This window comes from Pantoea sp. AG702, assembly GCF_003182295.1.
In the GTDB taxonomy this organism is placed as follows: domain Bacteria; phylum Pseudomonadota; class Gammaproteobacteria; order Enterobacterales; family Enterobacteriaceae; genus Pantoea; species Pantoea ananatis.
Window position 1 is genome coordinate 43,810 of sequence record NZ_QGTU01000006.1, and the last position, 20,589, is coordinate 64,398.

17 protein-coding genes are annotated in these 20,589 nt (G+C 55.6%); 8 read left to right on the forward strand and 9 right to left on the reverse strand.

Translation table 11 applies throughout. The features are described 5' to 3' along the window. Positions 1 to 103: 103 nt before the first annotated feature. From DFO57_RS16080 to DFO57_RS16090, 3 genes are read left to right on the forward strand one after another with little or no spacing between them, the layout of a single operon-like run. Positions 104 to 718, forward strand: coding sequence for a methylthioribulose 1-phosphate dehydratase (locus DFO57_RS16080; RefSeq protein ID WP_014606509.1), 615 nt, complete (start codon positions 104 to 106; stop codon positions 716 to 718). After that, positions 715 to 1,398, forward strand: coding sequence for an acireductone synthase (gene mtnC, locus DFO57_RS16085; protein ID WP_110015521.1), 684 nt, complete (start codon positions 715 to 717; stop codon positions 1,396 to 1,398). Before DFO57_RS16080 ends, mtnC begins: the two co-directional genes overlap by 4 nt. A gap of 1 nt (position 1,399) precedes the next feature. Next, on the forward strand, positions 1,400 to 1,942 hold the full coding sequence (locus tag DFO57_RS16090; RefSeq protein ID WP_014606507.1) for an acireductone dioxygenase: 543 nt from the start codon (positions 1,400 to 1,402) through the stop codon (positions 1,940 to 1,942). 47 nt (positions 1,943 to 1,989) lie between these two features. Here DFO57_RS16090 and mtnA read toward each other — a convergent pair whose 3' ends face one another. Continuing rightward, a complete protein-coding gene (mtnA, locus tag DFO57_RS16095) occupies positions 1,990 to 3,012 on the reverse strand; it encodes an S-methyl-5-thioribose-1-phosphate isomerase (RefSeq protein ID WP_110015522.1) in 1,023 nt (340 codons plus the stop codon). 137 nt (positions 3,013 to 3,149) lie between these two features. On the opposite strand from mtnA, the gene mtnK reads away from it, so the two are divergent. Continuing rightward, positions 3,150 to 4,349, forward strand: coding sequence for an S-methyl-5-thioribose kinase (gene mtnK, locus DFO57_RS16100; protein ID WP_014606506.1), 1,200 nt, complete (start codon positions 3,150 to 3,152; stop codon positions 4,347 to 4,349). Positions 4,350 to 4,380: 31 nt separating this feature from the next. Here mtnK and fadE read toward each other — a convergent pair whose 3' ends face one another. After that, entirely contained in the window at positions 4,381 to 6,828 is a 2,448-nt protein-coding gene (fadE, locus tag DFO57_RS16105) for an acyl-CoA dehydrogenase FadE (RefSeq protein ID WP_105092009.1), read from the reverse strand. Positions 6,829 to 7,084: 256 nt separating this feature from the next. Between fadE and lpcA the strand changes: the two genes are divergently transcribed. Together lpcA and DFO57_RS16115 are read left to right on the forward strand one after the other, a co-directional pair. After that, entirely contained in the window at positions 7,085 to 7,663 is a 579-nt protein-coding gene (lpcA, locus tag DFO57_RS16110; RefSeq protein ID WP_014593004.1) for a D-sedoheptulose 7-phosphate isomerase, read from the forward strand. Between the two features lie 54 nt (positions 7,664 to 7,717). Further along, the gene (locus DFO57_RS16115; RefSeq protein ID WP_013024770.1) at positions 7,718 to 8,491 is read left to right on the forward strand and encodes a class II glutamine amidotransferase; all 774 of its coding nucleotides are present in this window, start codon (positions 7,718 to 7,720) and stop codon (positions 8,489 to 8,491) included. Here DFO57_RS16115 and dpaA read toward each other — a convergent pair. Next, positions 8,456 to 9,196, reverse strand: a complete 741-nt coding sequence (gene dpaA / locus DFO57_RS16120; RefSeq protein ID WP_014606503.1) for a peptidoglycan meso-diaminopimelic acid protein amidase — start codon at positions 9,194 to 9,196, stop codon at positions 8,456 to 8,458. The genes DFO57_RS16115 and dpaA overlap by 36 nt on opposite strands. A 246-nt stretch (positions 9,197 to 9,442) precedes the next feature. Between dpaA and dinB the strand changes: the two genes are divergently transcribed. Then, positions 9,443 to 10,498, forward strand: coding sequence for a DNA polymerase IV (gene dinB, locus DFO57_RS16125; RefSeq protein ID WP_014593005.1), 1,056 nt, complete (start codon positions 9,443 to 9,445; stop codon positions 10,496 to 10,498). Positions 10,499 to 12,136: 1,638 nt separating this feature from the next. On the opposite strand, the gene DFO57_RS16135 is transcribed toward dinB, so the two are convergent. The 6 genes from DFO57_RS16135 to pepD all read right to left on the reverse strand — a co-directional run bounded on the left by DFO57_RS16135 (position 12,137) and on the right by pepD (position 19,773). Continuing rightward, positions 12,137 to 13,204 carry a sugar ABC transporter substrate-binding protein gene (locus DFO57_RS16135; RefSeq protein WP_014593006.1) on the reverse strand — a complete coding sequence of 356 codons (1,068 nt, stop codon included), beginning with the start codon at positions 13,202 to 13,204 and terminating at the stop codon, positions 12,137 to 12,139. A gap of 30 nt (positions 13,205 to 13,234) precedes the next feature. Next, positions 13,235 to 14,236, reverse strand: a complete 1,002-nt coding sequence (locus tag DFO57_RS16140) for an ABC transporter permease (protein WP_013024774.1) — start codon at positions 14,234 to 14,236, stop codon at positions 13,235 to 13,237. After that, on the reverse strand, positions 14,233 to 15,738 hold the full coding sequence (locus DFO57_RS16145) for a sugar ABC transporter ATP-binding protein (protein WP_110015543.1): 1,506 nt from the start codon (positions 15,736 to 15,738) through the stop codon (positions 14,233 to 14,235). The genes DFO57_RS16140 and DFO57_RS16145 overlap by 4 nt, the downstream gene beginning before the upstream one ends. Before the next feature lie 312 nt (positions 15,739 to 16,050). Beyond that, positions 16,051 to 17,022 carry a threonine/serine dehydratase gene (locus DFO57_RS16150; RefSeq protein ID WP_110015523.1) on the reverse strand — a complete coding sequence of 324 codons (972 nt, stop codon included), beginning with the start codon at positions 17,020 to 17,022 and terminating at the stop codon, positions 16,051 to 16,053. 27 nt (positions 17,023 to 17,049) lie between these two features. Then, a complete protein-coding gene (locus tag DFO57_RS16155) occupies positions 17,050 to 18,042 on the reverse strand; it encodes an ornithine cyclodeaminase family protein (RefSeq protein ID WP_014606500.1) in 993 nt (330 codons plus the stop codon). Between the two features lie 273 nt (positions 18,043 to 18,315). Then, the gene (gene pepD, locus DFO57_RS16160) at positions 18,316 to 19,773 is read right to left on the reverse strand and encodes a beta-Ala-His dipeptidase (RefSeq protein WP_013024779.1); all 1,458 of its coding nucleotides are present in this window, start codon (positions 19,771 to 19,773) and stop codon (positions 18,316 to 18,318) included. A 252-nt stretch (positions 19,774 to 20,025) separates the two neighbouring features. Here pepD and gpt point away from each other — a divergent pair, with 252 nt between their 5' ends. Continuing rightward, positions 20,026 to 20,484, forward strand: a complete 459-nt coding sequence (gene gpt / locus DFO57_RS16165) for a xanthine phosphoribosyltransferase (RefSeq protein ID WP_110015524.1) — start codon at positions 20,026 to 20,028, stop codon at positions 20,482 to 20,484. Positions 20,485 to 20,589 lie beyond the last annotated feature (105 nt).

Here is a 20,589-nt window from a genome sequence, read left to right on the forward strand (position 1 = left end):
TTACGCGCAAAAACGGTAGCGGAAAAACCCTTAGTTGATGCCACTATAAACAGGATGCTAGTATTTGGCAATCAAGACGCTTAGACGGCTAAAAGGAACGATGATGTCCGATTCTTCTGCAGTAGATCAGCTGGTGCAAGCCTGTCACTGGATAGGCGCGAAGGGCTGGGCACCGGCCACCGGTGGCAATATGTCGGTGCGCCAGGATGCACATGTTTGCCTGCTGAGTGAGTCGGGCAAAGACAAAGGCAGCCTGACGCGGGATGATTTTATTCAGGTCCACATTGCCACTAATCTGGCCCCCTCGGGCCGCAAGCCTTCGGCAGAAACCGCGCTGCACACGCTGATTTACCGTCTGTTCCCGGAGGCGGGCGCGGTACTGCACACGCACACGGTCAATTCCACGGTGCTGTCGCGGGTTGAGCAGGGTGCCGCCGTGCTGCTCTACGGCTATGAGATGCAAAAGTCGCTGAGCGGGCAAACGACCCACGATGCTACCGTGGCGATTCCCCTGTTCGACAACAGTCAGGATGTGGCGGCGCTGGCGTCAGAGATCGAGGATTATGCCGCCCGTTTTCCCCTGCGCTATGGCTTTCTGCTGCGCGGACACGGCCTGACCTGCTGGGGCAAAGATGTCGCTGAAGCCCGTCGTCATCTTGAAGGTCTGGAATTTTTATTTGAATGCGAGCGCCAACGTCGCCTGCTGGAGAAAGCATGATAAAGGCCATTGTTACCGATATTGAAGGGACCACCAGCGATATCCGCTTTGTACATAACGTTCTGTTTCCCTATGCCCGAGCGCATCTGGCTGATTATGTTCGCAAGAATCAGACGCAGACTGAGGTGCAACAGGCGCTAAACGCCGTGCGTACCGAAGCGGGGCAACCCGATGCCGATACAAACGAGGTCATCGCTATTCTGTTTTCTTACATGGATGCGGATCGCAAATCGACCGGCCTGAAGGCGCTGCAGGGAATGATTTGGCGCGAGGGCTACCTGAGCGGTCGCTTTACCGGGCACCTTTATCCTGATGTGCTGCCCGCGCTTAAGGCCTGGCACGCGCAAGGCATTAAATTATATATATATTCCTCTGGCTCGGTTGCCGCGCAGAAATTGTTATTTGGCTACAGCGACGAAGGTGATATTACTGGTTTGTTCAGCGGCTATTTTGATACCCACGTGGGCGCCAAGCGTGAGAAGACGTCGTATCAGAACATCGCTGCGCAAACGGGCTTGCCCGCCGAACAACTGCTGTTTCTTTCTGATATTCATCAGGAGCTGGACGCAGCAGAGCAGGCCGGCTGGCACACGCTGCAGCTGATTCGTGACGCGGCAGATGATGACAGCCATCATCGTCAGGTCGCCGATTTTTCCCAGATTAACCCGGAGTCGATTTGAGATGAGTGCACTGACCATTTTTAGCGATAGCGATCCCAGCCAGCCGATATGGCACAGCACCGATGCTGAGGCGATTCGCGCGCGGCTGAATGCCAAAGACGTCCGTTTTGAACGCTGGCAGGCCGACCGCGATCTGGGCGAAAACCCGGATGCGGAAACGGTCATCAACGCCTATCAGCATGCCATCGACCGGCTGGTGGCCGAAAAAGGCTATCAGAGCTGGGACGTGATTAGCATGCGTGCCGATAACCCGCAGAAGGACGTTCTGCGCCAGAAGTTTCTGTCGGAACACACGCACGGCGAAGATGAAGTGCGCTTCTTTGTCGAGGGTGCGGGGCTGTTTTGTCTGCATCTGGACGGTGAAATTTTGCAGATCCTGTGCGAAAAGAACGATCTGATTTCGGTGCCCGCCGGCACGCCGCACTGGTTTGATATGGGATCGTCCCCGCACTTCACCGCGATTCGCATTTTTGATAATCAGGAAGGCTGGATCGCCAATTTCACCGGCGACAAGATTGCCGATGCCTATCCGCGCCTTGCGTAATCACGGCGCATTCTGCGGGCGGCTGATTCCGTAAGCCGCCCGTCCGCTTACTGTGGCTGGAAGATGCCAGCGGCAACCTGAGCCGGTGCGATCACGCCGGTATCCAGCACCCAACCGCTGATCAGCGCGGCAGGCGTAACATCAAAGGCGGGATTGTAGACCTGCGCTTCTTCAGGAGCCCACTGCACGCTGCCGAAGCTTCCGGACACACCGGTGACTTCACTGGCGGCACGCTGTTCAATAGGAATGGCCGCGCCCGTCGGGCAGAGCCGATCCAGCGTGGTATGCGGGGCCGCAACGTAGAACGGAATACCGTGATAGTGCGCTAACACCGCCAGGCTGTAGGTGCCGATTTTGTTCGCTACGTCACCATTGGCGGCGATACGGTCCGCGCCCACCCAGATAGCGTCCACGTTGCCCGCAGCCATCAGGCTGGCGGCCATCGAATCGGTGATCAACTGGTAAGGCACGCCGAGTTCGCCGAGTTCCCAGGCGGTTAAGCGCCCGCCCTGCAACAGGGGACGCGTTTCATCGACCCAAACATTTCGGACCTTGCCCTCTTGATGTGCGCGCGCGATAACGCCCAAGGCTGTGCCGACGCCTGCGGTCGCCAGGCCGCCTGTATTGCAGTGGGTTAACAGCTGGCTGCCGGGTTTGACCAGCGAGCTTCCGGCTTCGGCGATGCGATCGCAGAGCTGTTTATCCTCCTGTACCAGCCGCAAGGCTTCTTCTGCCAGGCTCGTCACCCTGTCTGACTGCTCCAGCGCCTGTTTCATACGATCGAGGTTATTCATCAGGTTGACCGCGGTCGGGCGGGCGGCCCGCAATATTTCCAGCGACTGCACCAGCTGCTCGCGCGTTTCACCCTGTTCCGCTAGCAGTGCCAGCAGCAGGGATGCAGACAGGCCAATTAACGGCGCACCGCGCACCCGCAGCGCATGAATATGTTCAACCAACTGCGCGACCGAATGGGCAGGCAGCCAGTTCTTTTGCTGGGGCAGGGCCTGCTGATCCAGTATCCAGAGCTGGTTGTTACGAACCTGTAAGCTGGTAGTTTGGAATGTCTGCATTGTTGGTGAAATCCATGTTGCGTTAATAGCGGATATTGTGCCAACATGCTTAACGGATGTATAGACGTCTGAACGGCTTATTACGAAAGATTAATCAGGTCCGGCTTGCACCGGCGTTTGTTGATGAGGAAAGGTCAATGTCGCAATACCGTACGTTCACTGCAGCCGATGCTGTGGAATATGCCAAAACGTTTGGCGGCATGGATGATCCTTCTGTTCTAAGCAGCGCGGAAGAGATTGGCGATGGTAACCTCAATCTGGTCTTTAAAATTTACGACAACCAGGGTAAAAGCCGCGTGGTAGTCAAACAGGCGCTGCCCTATGTTCGCTGCGTCGGCGAATCGTGGCCGTTAACCCTGGATCGTGCGCGTATCGAAGCGCAAACGCTGGTTGAGCACTACAAATATTGCCCCCAGCACACGGTTAAGGTTACGCATTACGATGCGGATCTGGCGGTGATGGTGATGGAAGATCTTTCCAGCCACCGCATCTGGCGCAGTGAGCTGGTGAAAGGCGCCTACTACCCTGAAGCGCCGCGTCAGCTCGGCGAATATCTGGCGCAAACGCTGTTTCACACTTCAGACTTTATTCTGCACCCGCATCACAAGAAAGCCGAGGTGGCGCGCTTTATCAACCCTGAGCTGTGCGAGATCACCGAAGATCTGTTCTTTAACGATCCCTACACTGACCACGAGCGCAACAGCTATCCTGACGCGCTGGAGCCGCTGGTCGCATCCCTCCGCACTGACGACGCGTTGCGTATTGCTGTGGCCGGGCTCAAACACGTTTTCTTCAGCCATGCCGAGGCGTTACTGCATGGGGATATCCACAGCGGCTCGATTTTTGTGGCTGACGGCAGCTTAAAAGCGATTGATGCCGAGTTTGGTTATTTTGGACCCATCGGCTTTGACGTGGGCACCGCGCTGGGTAACCTGCTGATCAACTACTGTGGTTTACCGGGCCTGTTGCCTCCCCGCGAAGCCGTTGATGCCCGTGAGCAGCGCCTTAGCGACGTGCGTGATGTCTGGAATACCTTTGCGACGCGCTTCCTGGCGCTGGCAGAAAGTCACACCCAGGATGTGGCCATGGCGTATCCGGGTTATGCACAGGCGTTTCTGCGCAAAGTCTGGGCGGATACAATTGGCTTTTGTGGAACGGAGTTGATCCGTCGAACGGTGGGCATGTCGCACGTGGCGGACATGAAGCTGATTCGGGATGATGAAATGCGCACCGATTGTATTCGCAATGCGATTACCTTAGGCCGCACCCTGATTCTGGCCGCCGGGCACGTGGACGATGTCGAGGCATTGATTGCCCGCATTCGTCAGGCAGGATAAAAAAAGGCCGACATGATGTCGGCCTGATTGTTTATGCCGCCTCACTGGGGCGGGCGGGTTTTGAGACATCCTGCTTTGCCGGCACGGCCAGCGCATCAGCCTCAAACTCATCCACGTTAATGGAACGCAGACGGCTCTGCTCGGCGCGTTTCAGCACTTCAGCTTCTTTGTCGTCAATCCAGCCCTGTTCCAACGCCTGTTTAGCCAGCGCATCCAGTCGGGTGAATGAGAAGTGTTTTTTATGCTGCTTGCACAGGCGGTCGTGAATCACTTCCGCCGCCATCACGTCCTGCAATGCCTGCTCTAACTGACCTGCAGGATTATGCTCGCTGGGAGCCAGATACTGACCACGACCTAAACGCGTACGCGTCGCCGAAGGCACCTGCAGCATTTTTGCCAGTTTGTGATCAAGACGATCGGACGGTGCAGGGCAGTGCTGACCACCGGCAAACACCATCAGTCGAATAACGCCAGCCACCAGGCGGTTCGGGAAGTTACTCAGCAGATCGTCCATGGCTTTCTCTGCTTTATTCAGTGCATCCTGCACGCCCCAGTGCACCAGCGGTAAATCGGCTTCGTGGCGTCCTTCATCGTCATAGCGTTTCAGAGTGGCAGACGCCAGATAGAGCTGACTCAGCACATCACCCAGGCGAGCAGACATCCGTTCGCGACGTTTCAGGCTGCCGCCTAAGACCGCCATAGAGACGTCTGACAGCAAGGCCAGGTTGGCACTAATGCGGTTCATGTGCTGATAATAGCGACGCGTTACATCGCGGGTTGGCGCGGCGCTGGTGCGACCGCCCAGCAGGCCTAGCCACAGGCTGCGCGTCGCGTTGCTGCCAACGTGACCAATATGGCTAAACAGCGCCTTATCGAAGGCGGCAACATCGTTGCTGGCGGCGGCGGCCATTTCCTGCAGGACATAAGGATGGCAACGAATTGCCCCCTGACCAAAGATAATCATGCTGCGGGTCAGAATGTTCGCGCCTTCCACGGTGATAGCGATGGGCGCACCCTGATAGGCACGCGCCAGGAAGTTGCTGTCACCCAGCATGATGCCCTTACCACCCGCAATATCCATCGCATCGATGATTGACTGTTGAGCGCGATGGGTACAGTGATATTTGACGATGGCTGACAGCACCGCGGGTTTTTCACCCTGCATAATCCCGGTGGTGATTAGCGTAGCGGCCGCGTCCATTACATAGGCATTACCTGCGATGCGCGCCAGCGGCTCTTCAATACCTTCCATTTTACCGATAGACAGCTTGAACTGACGACGGATGTGCGCATAGGCGCCGGTCGCCAGTGCCACCGTTTTCAGGCTACCGGTTGAGTTTGACGGCAGCGTGATGCCACGGCCGACGGACAGACATTCCACCAGCATCCGCCAGCCCTGACCAGCCATTTCCGGGCCGCCAATGATGAAATCAATGGGGACAAAAATGTCTTTCCCACGGGTTGGACCATTCTGGAACGGTACGTTGAGCGGGAAGTGGCGATGACCGATTTCCACGCCCGGCGTGCTGGTTGGGATCAGGGCACAGGTAATGCCCAGTTCCTCTTTCTCGCCCAGCAGGTGCTCGGGGTCGGAAAGCTTAAAGGCCAGACCCAGTACGGTGGCGATTGGGGCTAACGTGATATAGCGCTTGTTCCAGGTCAGTCGCATGCCCAGCACCTGCTGGCCCTGCCATTCGCCCATGCAAACGACGCCGGTATCGGGGATTGCCCCGGCATCGGAACCCGCTTCCGGGCTGGTAAGGGCGAAACAGGGAATCTCATCGCCCCGCGCCAGACGCGGCAAATAATGGTCTTTCTGTTTTTCCGTTCCGTAATGTTGCAGCAGTTCGCCCGGACCCAGTGAGTTAGGCACCCCCACGGTAATCGCCAGAATACCCGATACGCCCGACAGTTTTTGCAACACGCGTGCCTGGGCATAGGCGGAGAATGCCAGTCCGCCGTACTCTTTTTTAATGATCATGGCGAAGAAGCGGTGCTCTTTCAGATAGGCCCACAACTCTGGCGGCATATCCGCCAGTTCATGGGTGATCTGGAAATCATTCGCCATGCGGCAGGCTTCTTCCACCGGGCCATCAATAAAGGCCTGTTCTTCCGGCGTCAGGCGCGGTTGCGGGTAGTTGTGCAGTTTCTGCCAGTCAGGTTTGCCCTGAAAAAGATCGCCTTCCCACCAGGTTGTGCCCGCGTCAATCGCCTCTTTTTCCGTACGAGACATCGGCGGCATGACCTGCTGAAAGCGCTGCAGCACCGGTTTGGAAAACAGTTTGCGGCGCAGGCTGGTCAGGTTCAGCGGCAGCAGGATGATCGCCAGCGGCAACAGCAGCCACGGCGTCCACAGGTGGGCCACCGCCATCGCAGCGGTCCACAGCAGCAGGATTGCGCTACTGAGTGACAGAGAGATGCGGTGATAAAACAGGGCGCCAATTAGCACCACTGTCGCAAGAATCGAGACAACCATCATAATGAAGTGCTCCGTTAAGTAGTAAGAGGTCTGACCTGTTATAAAGAGAGGTTTAAATCACCTGCTGGCATTTATCAATTTGTTTACATCGCAATTACAACCTGACTCACAAAATCAGCGAAACAGCGCCCGTAATGAAAATAACGAACGTGAAAAAAACGGCGGGCACACGGCTATCTGACCCTGTGGTGCTTTGCGCAGGTCAACCATTCCGTTAAACTTGCTGCGATTAACCTCCCCTACAAAGGACAAGTCTATGTATCAGGACATTATTCGTTCAGAGCTCAATGAAGCGGCAGAGACGTTGAATCACTTTCTGAGTGACGACGCGAACATTCACACCATCCAACGGGCGGCGGTGATGTTGGCTGACAGCTTCAAAGCGGGCGGCAAAGTGCTTTCCTGCGGCAACGGTGGTTCTCACTGTGATGCGATGCACTTTGCTGAAGAACTCACGGGCCGCTACCGTGAAAATCGTCCTGGATATCCGGCTATTGCCATTTCAGACGTCAGCCACCTTTCCTGCGTGAGCAATGACTTCGGCTATGACCACGTCTTTTCCCGTTACGTTGAAGCGGTAGGGCGTTCAGGCGACGTGCTGCTCGGGATCTCGACGTCAGGAAACTCGGCCAACATCATCAAGGCCGTTGAGGCTGCGCGTGCGCAGGGGATGAAAGTGATCACTCTGACGGGTAAAGATGGCGGTAAGATGGCTGGCAGCGCGGACATTGAAATCCGTGTGCCGCATTTTGGCTATGCCGATCGCATTCAGGAGATCCATATTAAAGTGATTCATATCCTGATGCTGCTGATTGAAAAAGAGATGGTCAGGTAACAGCACGACTGGCCTCCTGAGCGGCAGGAGGCGTTTTGACATAAGGCGGTTGCTATGTGCGAATTGCTCGGGATGAGCGCCAATGTTCCCACCGATATTTGTTTCAGTTTTACCGGATTAGTGCAGCGCGGCGGCGGAACAGGGCCGCATAAAGACGGCTGGGGTATTACGTTTTACGAAGATAAAGGTTGCCGCACCTTTAAAGATCCGTTGCCGAGTTTTAATTCCCCCATTGCGCGTCTGGTGCAGGAATACCCGATCAAGTCCCATTCCGTCGTGGCGCATATTCGCCAGGCGAACCGTGGGCCGGTCTCTCTGGAAAACACCCATCCGTTTACGCGGGAACTGTGGGGGCGAAACTGGACCTATGCGCACAACGGGCAGCTTAAAGGCTACAGGCAACTGGAGACCGGAACCTTTCGTCCGGTTGGTGAAACCGACAGTGAAAAGGCATTCTGCTGGATCCTGCACAAGCTGGCCACGCGCTATCCGCGTACGCCAGGTAACTGGCCTGCGGTCTTTCGCTATATCGGCGAACTGGCGGGCGAACTGCGGCAGAAGGGCGTGTTTAACATGCTGCTGTCGGATGGTCGCTACTTAATGGCGTTCTGCTCGACCAATCTGTTCTGGATTACCCGCCGAGCCCCTTTTGGCCGGGCGCAGCTACTTGATCAGGATGTGGAAATTGATTTCCAGAAACATACCGGCGCGAACGATGTGGTCACTGTCATTGCGACACAGCCGTTAACGGGGAATGAAACCTGGCACCGGATCGTGCCAGGCGAATGGGCTTTATTTTACCTTGGAGAGCGCCAGGAACGACTGTGAGGCCGCTTCGGGTTGTGTGATGACCGGGCTGCTGTTCATCACATATCTGCCGCTGGCAACATTCACCGTTGGCGGCTGATGATATTGCGCAAAGTAGGCATAGCCGGGCTGAAGCTGCTTCCAGAAATCCGCATAGGTGGAATAGCGATGACGCTGCATATTGCTCTCCGTCATGCGAAACGGATAAATGGCAATATTCACTTCCTGCTGGCCATTGCGTAATGCGGCGTTCACATAAGTGAAAATCTGATCCATGTAAGCATTGGTCATGGCATAGCAGCCGATAGACTTGCAGTCGCCATGAATCATCAGGTAGTTACCGCTGTAGCCCTGATCGCGGTCATATTGGTTGGGAAAGCCAATATTAATCGCGCGGTAAAAACGGCTGTCTGGCTTCAGCTGATTCATTTTTACGCTGTAAAAACCTTCCGGGCTTTTAAAATCGCCTTCACGACGTTTAGGGCCAAGGCCGCCAGAAAAGTTGCAGATGCGGTAGGTATCCAGCAAACGGTACTCATTACCAATTTTGCCGTATAGTTCAAGCGTACGCTCTTCCTTAAAGATCTGAATATAAACCGGTGTACCGATTAGCTGTTTCTTTAATTCTTTACTGACCGGGGCCAGTTGCTGAACCGGCTCAGGAGTCATTGCCATGCTGAGGGCTGGCAGTAAAATCATCGCAAACAGAAGTGCGATTTTGCCCATGCTGTGTATACCTTGAAGTGAAGAAGAACAATGGCGCGGTAAGTGCGCCTCTGTTTGCATTATCGGAACTTTCCGCTACCGCAGCGCAACATTAAACATTGTGTGTTTTTTTAGCAATACAGCGCAGAGCAAAATGTCCATTTCTTTGATGGAATAGCGCTGAAAATTTGTAAAGTTTGTTAGCAACTGCAAGAAATATTGCACAAGTCTCTTCTGACTGTATACTTATCCAGTACTGGAGGGGCGATGCGTAAGATCATTCATGTCGATATGGACTGCTTTTTTGCTGCAGTGGAGATGCGTGATGACCCTTCATTACGTGATATTCCCATGGCCATTGGCGGCAGCCGCGATCGCCGCGGCGTGATCAGTACCGCTAACTATCCGGCACGTAAATATGGCGTGCGCAGTGCGATGCCGACCGGTATGGCATTAAAGCTTTGCCCCCATCTGCGTTTATTGCCCGGGCGCTATGAAGTCTATAAAGAAGCCTCCAGCCAGATTCGCGCCATCTTTTCCCGTTTTACCTCCCTTATTGAGCCGCTGTCGCTGGATGAAGCCTATCTGGACGTTACCGACAGCACGCACTGCCAAGGCTCTGCCACGTTGATCGCCCAGGAGATCCGCGCCACTATTTTTCGCGAAACGCAGCTCACCGCCTCGGCGGGCATCGCACCGATCAAGTTCCTTGCCAAGATCGCCTCTGATTTAAATAAGCCGGATGGTCAGTACGTCATCACGCCTGCGCAGATGTCTGACTTTTTGCTGGCGTTACCCTTGGCAAAAATCCCCGGCGTGGGGAAAGTCTCGGCAAAAAAGTTGGAAGAGATGGGCCTGCACACCTGCGCCGACGTGCAAAATGCCGATTTGGCGCTGCTGCTAAAACGTTTTGGTAAGTTTGGCCGGATATTATGGGAGCGCAGCCACGGTATTGATGAACGCGGTGTGGTGGTGGAACGCGAACGGAAATCATTAGGCGTTGAGCGTACGCTGGCTGACGATATCGACAGCTGGGAGCGCTGCCTGGAAATCATTGATTACCTCTATGCCGAGCTTGATCGGCGCCTGACGCAGATTCGCCCCGATAAGCATATTGCGCGCCAGGGCGTGAAGCTGAAGTTCAGTGATTTCCAACAGACGACTCAGGAGCATGTCTGGCCGGTGCTAAATAAAGAAGACATGATTGCCGTGGCGCGTAAAACCTGGGATGAGCGCCGGGCGGGTCGCGGTGTGCGGCTGGTGGGATTGCATGTGACGCTGGTGGATCCGCAGCTGGAGCGGCAGCTGTTGCTGGGCATATAGAGGGAGTTCCGCCGTTGGCGGGGATGGGGTTTGCTCTGAGTATGTTCCGCCCGCCAGGCGGCAGGGAGTTTCAGCCTGCCCGTGCAGGCGGTCGGGTTAAGGGGCTCGCGCCAGCCCCTTAACAATCCCGGCGTCCGGCAGCCGCCGCTGTTCCTTCGTCATTCGCTGCGGCCTGACGGACCGTCCGGATGCGCCATCCCTGGCGCAGCCGTCCTCGTCGCGGCTTCCCTGCCGCGCCGTCCTGGCCTTCGCTCTCTCCTCAGCGCGGCGGATGCCTCAGGAAAACCCCCGCCTGTGGGATTTTGTTCTTTTTTTGGTGCGGCTTTGCCTGGGGCCTGCCAGGTGATAAGTCCACGGTTTTGCTCCGAGAATGTTCCGTCCGCCAGGCGTGAGGGAGTTTCAGCCTGTCTGTGCAGGCGGTCGGGTTAAGGGGCTTGCGCCAGCCCCTTAACAATCCCGGCGTCCGGCAGCCGCCGCTGTTCCTTCGTCATTCACTGCGGCCTGACGGACCGTCCGGATGCGCCATCCCTGGCGCAGCCGTCCTCGTCGCGGCTTCCGTGCCGCGCCGTCCTGGCCTTCGTTCTCTCTTCAGCGCGGCGGATGCCTCCGGAACCCCCCCGCCTGTGGGATCTTGTTCTTTGTTTGGTGTGGTTTTGCCTGGAGGGTTTTTCTTTAATGAGTTTGTCTTCAAGGCTGGCGCATACTTTGCCTGCCTGCGGGTATTTACGGTTTTGCACTGAGAATGTTCCGCCCGCCAGGCGGTGGGGAGTTTCAGCCTGTCCATGCAGGCGGTCGGGTTAAGGGGCTTGCGCCAGCCCCTTAACAATCCCGGCGTCCGGCAGCCGCCGCTGTACCTTCGTCATTCACTGCGGCCTGACGGACCGTCCGGATGCGCCGTCCCTGGCGCAGCCGTCCTCGTCGCGGCTTCCGTGCCGCGCCGTCCTGGCCTTCGTTCTCTCCTCAGCGCGGCGGATGCCTCGAGCAAACCCTCGCCTGTGAGGGCGTGTATTTTTCCCAAAGGCCTGCTTTGCCTGTTATTAACATGCGCAATCAGAACTGAAGACAGGAAGGCCTGACGAAAATGAAAAAATGAACAGCAATAAGCTGTGATGCTTTTCTGGCATCTGAAGCGACGCGGAAAGTAGTTTTGGCACAGGTATCAAAGCGGTGGAGTGGGCCGGCCTTCCCACTCGCTGAGCGGATGCAGGATTTCCGGATGAGCCGACAGGACGTCGGCGAAAGTCAGGCCGCGCCAGGGATGGCGCGGCCTGGCGGTCCGGCAGAAATCCTGAAGCAGCGAAGGGACCGCGCAGCGGCGGGTGGGCAGGACGGGAGCCCGGGGTCAAGGGGCCGCGGCGACTGGCGGCCCCTTGTCGGTCGCCCGCATGGGGCGAGCTGAAACTGCCTGCCGCCTGGCGAGCGAAACCTTCCCGGAGCTTTGTGACTGGACGCCGCTCAGGCTGGAAAGCCGGGAGCCCGGGGCGTACTGAAACTGCCTGCCGCCTGGCGAGCGAAACCTTCTCAGAGTTTCATGACAAGCCGTTGCTAAGGTCGCCAACAAAACCAAAGCCACGTTCATGCAATGAACATCCCCGCTCAGGCACCCCCCCTTAACCACCCCTGTTCGGCGACGAACACCTACTTCTTATATTTCGCTTCCAGCGTCGCAAACCACGGCTGGACGAAATCCTCATTACTGCCCCAGCCTGGAATAATCTTGTTCAGCGATGCCACGTTCACCGCACCTGGATGGCTGTTGAGCGCCTGCTGAGAAATCGATGCGGCTTTGAATTCATACGTCGCTGGGGTGGTTTCACCGGCAATCTTGTTCGCTACCAGGCGCATATTTACGGCCCCGATGGTTTTAGGGTCGACGGCGACGGTCTGTACCCACGGGCTGCCTTTCTGACGCATCAGCTGCAAATCCTGATTGGAGACATCAATGCTGTACAGTTTGATCTCTGTACGGCCATTCTCCTGCAGCGCTTTATAAGCGCCCTGGCTGAACGCATCCCACGCGCCCCAGATGGCATCGATCTTGCCTTTGGGGTATTTCGCCAGAATAGCGCCCACTTTATTGGCGGTGTCGCCCTGAACATCCGTTGATACCGCGCCAATCGACTCAAGTTGATGAATGCCCGGGTTCTCTTTCAGCAATTTTTCATAAACCACCTGACGACGTTCCATCGGTGGGAAACCCGCTACCCATAATTTAACGATGTTGGCTTTACCGTTGAAATCTTTGATTAACTGTCCCAGAGACAGTTGAGCCAGAGAAGCATCATCCTGAGCTGTCACCGTAACACCCGGAATCGGGGTATCCACCGGTGTATCAAATACCGAGACTTTAATACCAGCGTCCGCAATGCGTTTTACCAGCGCGCTGGCGTATGGCGCTTTGCCATGTGACAGAACAATACCGTCGTATTTCTGGCTGATGGCCTGATTCACGAAATCCTGAAAGCGCGCATCGTCGCCGTTGCTGAGAAACGTACTGACTTTAAAGCCCAACTGGCGGCCTTGTTGAATCGCCCCCGCAACAAACTGCGTGGTGTTGTCGTCTGAGCCAAGGTTACGGATAACCGCAATACGGATCGGCCCTTCATGGTTAGCGATAGCGGCAGGAACGGGCGTAACGGTGTCGGCAAACGCTGCGCTGGCGTTTAGCAGGCTTAATGCCAGCAGCGAGAGTGTTATCTTTTTCATTATTCTTAACTCCAGTAAGGGGAACGCGCCTCAGCGGCGCTGAACGTACGTGATAGCCAGTGCTAAAGCCAGCACCAGCCCTTTAATAATGTCCATGGCGTAATAGGGCACGGATAACATCACCAGACCGTTTTGCAGCACGCCAAGAATAACGGCACCAAGTAGCGTACCCAGCGCATTCGGTTTACCTGAACCGGCAAGGGATAAGCCGATCCAGGCCGCAGCGACGGCATCCATCAGATAACCGCCACCCGCATTCACCTGCGACGATCCAATGCGTGAGGCCAGCAGAATACCGCCCAGCCCCGCTAACAATGAGGCGATAACATAGGCCAGTACGCGATAACGCGTGGTACGAATACCCGAAAGTCTGGCGGCTTCGGGATTACCGCCCAACGCGTACATGCGGCGACCGTGCTTTGTCAGGGATAGCGCCAGCTGTGCAACGACCGTGACAACCAACATGATAATGACGATGGTGGGCACCTGGCCCAGCAGGTTAAAGGTTGCCGGAATTGTGCCCTCAGCCATGTCGCCGCTGGGCAACACCATATTTTCCGTAATCGAGCCACCAAAGCTGTAGGTCATTGCCACGCCCTGAATCACAAACAGGGTGGCGAGTGTTGCCAGCATGTCGGGAATACGCAGCACCACGATCAGGAAGGCGTTGAACAGGCCGACCAGCGTACAAAGGGCCAGCGTAATCGCGATAGCCGCCGTCGTATCAAAGCCGTACCAGACGAATAACGAAATCACCAGGGCGTTTGCCAGTGAGGCGGTCGAACCAACGGAAAGATCGAAGCCGCCCACGGTCAGCGACACGGAAACGCCCACCGCGATAACGGTCACGATGGCGATGGATCGCAGGATATTAATGATATTGTTCGGCTCCAGAAAACTGTCGGATGCCAGACCAAAGGCTGCGATCAATATCACTACCGTCAGCAGCATGCCCCACTTGTACAGGAAATCGAACAGTTGATGGCGCAGCGAGGAAGACGCTGCATTCAGGGATAAGTCTTTACTGCTCACGCAGGGGTTCCTCCGGTGGAATAGAGCAAAAGTGTCTCTTCTGTGGCTTGCCGTCCCTCTAACTCCGCCACAATACGTCCATCCCAGAGCACACAAATACGGTCGCATAAGCCGACCAGTTCAGAAAATTCGCCAGAGGCGTAAATTATCCCTTTGCCTTCTTGGGCAAGGTTGCTGATCAGCGTGAACAGCTCCGTTTTGGCTTTAACGTCCACGCCTTTCGTGGGTTCATCAAAAATCAGTACGTCGGCGTTGTTGCGTAACCACTTGCCTATCGCCACTTTTTGCTGATTACCGCCTGAGAGACGACGCAACTGCTGCGCCGGGCCTGTCGTACGTACGCTGAGACGACGGATAACCTCCTCTGCCCAGCGCCAGGCCTGACGATGACCAAACAGGCTCCAGCGGGAAAAACTGTCGTCTGCGCTGATACTCAGGTTCATCGCCACCGATTCATCAATGAAAATGCCTTCTTTGCGACGCTCTTCGGGCACCAGGGCCATGCGCTGTTGCACCGAGTCGTGTGGCGATCGCGGTTTCCAGCGTTTACCGTGCAGTTCACCGCCTGAAACACGGCTCTTACTGGCACCGAACAGCGCCTTGCAGAGTTCGGTTTTCCCTGCACCGGCCAGACCGGCAATGCCCAGAATCTCGCCTTTGTGCAGGCGCAGCGAGATATCCTGTAGCAGGTGTTCATCATGCAAGCCCTCCACCGCCATGAGCACGGACTGCGGCTGAAAGTGGCGACGCGGGGGATAAATATCGGTTAACGGATGCCCCAGCATTTTTTCAACAATCTGCTCACCGCTCAGCGAAGCCATCGGGGCGCTTTCGATCAGCCGTCCATCGCGCAGCACCGTCAGGCGATCGCAAATGGCTTTCAGCTCGTGGATGCGGTGAGAAATAAACACCACGCCAATACCACTGGTCTGCAGGCGACGGACCACGGCGAACAGGCGTTCGCTCTCGTGCTGGTCTAGCGGCGCAGTAGGTTCATCGAGGATCAGAAAGCGGCAGTGATGCGACAGGGCTCTCGCCAGCAGAATTTGCTGCTTCTCCGCCAGCGAGCAGCGCTCTACCGGGCGTTTAACATCTATGCTGGCATCCAGTTGGGCCAGCAGTTGGCGCGCCTGGCGACGAATATCGCCCCAGCGAAAGCCGTGGCCGGGCTCGGCCAGCTGATCCAGCAGAATATTTTCAGCGACGCTTAATTGCGGCACCAGCGCCACATCCACCTCCTGCTGTACGAGGTGAATGCCCAACTGCTTTGCGTCTCGCGGGCTGCGAATCGACACCGGTTTACCGTCCAGCAGAATCTCGCCGCTGTAGTGACTGTGGGCGCCCGAGAGCACCGCCATCAGCGTAGACTTACCGGCACCATTGGCCCCGGTCAGAGCATGAACCGAGTGGCCTTCACTCTGAAAATCCACCGACGTTAACGCGGCAAATCCGCCAAAATCGATGGAGATGTTACGCATCTCAAGGCGATTTAAAGCACGCATTGCAGGGATCTCCATTAAAGTCACTGACCACATTTTTTCCTGAAGCATCAGGCACGGCAACAGCCGAAAGCGCATAAGTTAGCACAGAAACTTATTAGCCATCCAGACATCTGGACATAATGGCGGCTAAAGCTGGGGAAGCGCAGTAAGTTGGTGATTTAGCGGCAGGAAGTGGGCTTACTCCAGCGGATTATGCTGCGCAGGCACCAAGACGCTGTGACGCGCTTTCACTCATCAGGAAAGAATGCACGCGCGCTGGGATGCTGAAGGCCAACGTGACCCGGTTAATCTTTAATACGGGGGCAGGGCAGGTTATTTGAATGCGTAAACCTCGGCTAAGTCGGCCAGATCCCAGTTTCCCCCAGTGAGCAGCACACACACTTTTTCGTCGGGTTGCAGGCTAACCGATCCCGCCAGTAGCGCACCGAGACCGATTGCAGCGGCCGGTTCCGCAATCAATTTTGCATCCCTCGCAAGCACGCGCATGCCCTGAATAATATGTTCTTCATCCACCAAAATAATCTCGTCGACGTACCTCTCAATAATGGGGTAGGGATTACGTCCCGGTACGCTAATTCTTAAGCCGTCAGCGATGGTGTTGAGCAGCGGAAGGGAGGTGGGCTGCTGGTTGATCCGGCTTTGATAATATTTCGGCGTCAGGGCAGGCTCAGCCCCAATGACCCTGACAGCGGGGCGAGATTCTTTGATGGCCGTGGCGACACCGGAAAGAAGCCCGCCACCGCCCAGCGGCACGATCACGGTATCCACATCCGGTAAATCATTCAGTATTTCGCAGCCGATCGTGCCCTGACCGGCCATAACCATCGGATCTTCAAAGCCATGCACCACCGCATAGTTGTTTAGCTCGGCAATCTCATAGACTTTTTTCCAGCGCGAGGCGTTGTCGCCATCGAAGAGAATAATCTCCGCACCCAGGGCCCGGGTGTTCTCGATTTTGATTTTCGGCGTCGTTACCGGCAGCACCAGAACCACTTTCACGCCCAGCATGCTGGCCGCATACGACAGGCCCTGCGCATGATTGCCTGATGAACTTGAAATAATGCCGTGGGCAAAGGCTTCAACGGGCAGGGAAAGCACTTTATTTAACGCACCGCGAATTTTAAACGCGCCGGTAATTTGCAGCGTTTCCGGTTTGAGATAGAGCTGGCAGCCCACCTGTTTTTCAATTTTCTCAGCGCGCAGCAAGGGTGTGTGGCGAATATGGGCGGCAATGCGCTGTTGCGCTTCGTGAATATCTTGCAGGGTAGGATACTGACGCGTCATAGCGGTTACCTTCGTCTGGACGAAAAATTATTCAAAAAACGCAAAACGGGTTCCGACGCCTTTTTCAATCGCTTTGCGGTAAATTTTACCGGCGGTCGTGTTGTCCTGGATGGACAGTCCGGTGGAGTCAAAAAAGGTAATTTCCGCCTCGTTCTCTCTGCCTGGTTTATTGCCCAGCAAGATTTCACCTATCTCAGCATGAATCGCGTTTTCACTGATGATGTTTCTGTCCAGCGCGTGCCAGGTTTCCCCTTTCTGCGTGCACTGGGTCAGGGAATCGACAACGATTTTTGCCCGGCTGAAAATCTGCGGATCGAACTCCTGCTTGCCGCGCTGGTCGGTGCCGATGGCGATGATATGGGTGCCGGGCTTGATCCAACTGGCTTCGACCAGCGGCCCTTTGCCTCGGGTGGTGGTAATGACAATATCGGCTTGCTCCACCGCGGCCTGACAGCTCTCAGCCACAATCACCGGAATGCCAAACGCGCTTTCAATATCCTTTTTAAAGGCAATACGGGTTGCTGGCGTTCGGCTCCACGCATGAATCTCCTCAATTTGCATTACCCTGACAATGGCGCTGATCTGCATCCTGGCCTGATTGCCGGTGCCTATCATCGCAATTTTTTTTGCCCCGGCGCGCGCCAGCGCCTTCACAGAAACGGCACCCGAGGCGCCGGTTCGCAGGCCGGTAATCAGGCTGCCGTCCATGACGCAGCACAGCGCACAGCTACGGGCATCAAATAAAATTACCGTTCCCATGCCGCCCGGCAGGCCATATTCCACCGGATTCTGGGGAAAAGGACCGGAGGAAGCCTTCATCGAAATCAGTTCACTGGTTTTGTAATAACTGGTTTTGAAGTCGATTTCCCCTCCCGCTTCGGGGAGATGCAGGCCAATATAATCCGGCTGTTCCACCAGGTTGCTGTTGAACGCTTTATAGGCTTCTTCTACGGCCTCAATGACGTCGTCGGTGCTGATGAGCTGACGGACTTCCTGTTTGGTAAGCAATAACGTATTCATGCACCCTCGCATTGTGCAGTGAAGAAGGCCTCTCCGTCACACAAAAGGCATGATGCCGTGGCCGGAGGCAGTTTGGCTAATGCGCATTATTGCATCGGCGGTACAACAGAAAATGTCAATTTGCGGGTGGAATAAACGCATTTAGCTGTTTTAGCGAGCGATAGCGAAAGCGCATGCTAAGTCAGAGCCGGGTAGCGAGAGAGGGGGCCAAAAGGGGCAATAAAAAAGGGTTTATGATGAACATAAACCCTCAGAGACGTTATCGCGCTGGAATTACTTTTCGGGCACCACGTTCAGCAGCGTCGTCAGCAGTTTCCAGTAAAGACCGACGCTCTCGATGTGCACCTGCTCATCGGGTGAGTGGGGACCGGTGATCGTTGGGCCAATTGAAACCATATCCATGTCAGGATAAGGCTTTTTGAACAGACCACATTCCAGGCCTGCGTGAATAACCTGAATGTTAGGCGTCTTGTTGAACAGTGCCATGTAGGTTTCACGGGTCAGTGCCATAATGGGCGAATCTGCATCTGGCTGCCAGCCAGGGTAGCCGCCTTTCGGCTTCGTTTGCGCGCCTGCCAGCTGGCCCAGTGAGGTTAACATCTGCACAACGTAATCGCGGCCGGTATCGATCAGCGAACGAATCAGGCAGTTAATTTCTGCTTTATCGGCCTCCATCGTGACCACGCCGACGTTCAGTGAGGTTTCAACCACGCCTTTGGCAACGTCAGAGTTACGGATCACGCCGTTTGGCGTGCTGTTCAGCAAATTCAGGAAGCGATCGCGGCTCTCTGTCGTCAGCGCATCACCCTGATGGGCAACCGGCTCGCTGACAAAGGCGATGTTTTTCTCTTTCACGCCGTGTTCATTTTGCAACGCGGCCAGGAAGCTGGCGGCTGCCGATTTCAGGTTGTCCACTTTGCTGCTGTCAACAGACACGGTCGCAAAGGCTTCACGTGGAATCGCGTTACGCAGCGTTCCCCCGGTGAACGTCACCAGACGTAAATCCAGCTCTGCGGCATGGGCGGCAAGGAAACGAGCCAGTAACTTGTTGGCATTCCCCAGGCCCATATGAATATCTGCGCCGGAGTGGCCGCCACGCAAACCTTTCAGCGTAAGCTTCAGGGTTTCGCTACCAGCCGGAACGGCTTCACGAGTCAGGGGGAGCGTAGTGATAAAGTCGATACCGCCCGCGCAACCCATGTAGATCTCACCTTCTTCTTCCGAATCGGTGTTGATCAGAATATCGGCCTGCAACCAGCCTGGCTGTAAGCCAAACGCGCCATCCATGCCGGTTTCTTCGGTCATGGTCAACAAGACTTCCAGCGGGCCGTGAGTCAGGCTGCTGTCCGCCAGGACGGCCAGCGCAGACGCCATGCCAATGCCGTTATCGGCACCCAGCGTCGTGCCGCGCGCTTTCACCCATTCGCCATCAACATAAGGCTGGATAGGATCTTTGGTGAAGTCGTGAACGGTATCGTTGTTTTTCTGCGGCACCATATCAAGGTGAGCCTGCAGCACCACCGGGGTGCGCTTTTCCATCCCCGGGGTGGCTGGTTTACGGATCAGAATATTGCCTACCTGATCGCGCTCACACCAGAAACCTTGTTCTTTAGCCCAGCCAACGATATAGCTTGCCAGTGCTTCTTCATGAAAAGAAGGATGCGGAATAGAGCAGATCTTAGCGAAAAAATCCCACAGTGGCTGTGGAGAGAGTTGAGACAATTCAGACACGACAAGTCTCCTGTGTCAGTGCGCCGGCCAGGCCGGACATTGCGAAGTTCCAGTGAAAGATCGCCGTCAGTATACCGACGAGATAGGGCGAGAATATCACTGTTTCTCACCCGGTGTGATATTCAACGCGTTAAAAAGCCGCAACCAGAAGCCAGGTGCTGGTTTTTAGCGCGTCATGTCCTTATAATCTCGCGCAACCTTTTCCCCGTTGCACATTTTTTAAGCCACACTGACTGGCTGGGATACCTATTTATGAGCGAAAAATTCGTCGTTACCTGGGACATGCTGCAGATTCATGCCCGTAAACTGGCTCAACGCCTGCTTCCTGTTGAACAGTGGAAAGGCATCATTGCAGTCAGCCGCGGCGGTCTGGTACCGGCTTCGCTGCTGGCACGTGAACTGGGTATTCGCTATGTCGATACCGTTTGTATTTCCAGCTACGATCACGATCACCAGCGCGAAATGAAAGTGTTAAAGCGCGCAGAAGGCGATGGCGAAGGCTTTATCGTGATTGACGACCTGGTTGATACCGGCGGCACCGCACAGGCCATTCGCGAAATGTACCCAAAAGCCCGTTTCTGCACCATTTTTGCTAAGCCTGCGGGTCGTGAGCTGGTTGACGATTATATCGTTGATATCCCTCAGAACACCTGGATTGAGCAGCCATGGGACATGGGCGTGGTCTATATTCCGCCGATTGTAAAAAGCTGATTGATGTAACACAAACAACGCCCGGTTTTCCGGGCGTTGTGCTTTCTGCGCCTCGCGAGTTGTTTTGCGGTACAGTACACTTACTTACCGCTGTTAATGCTGTCA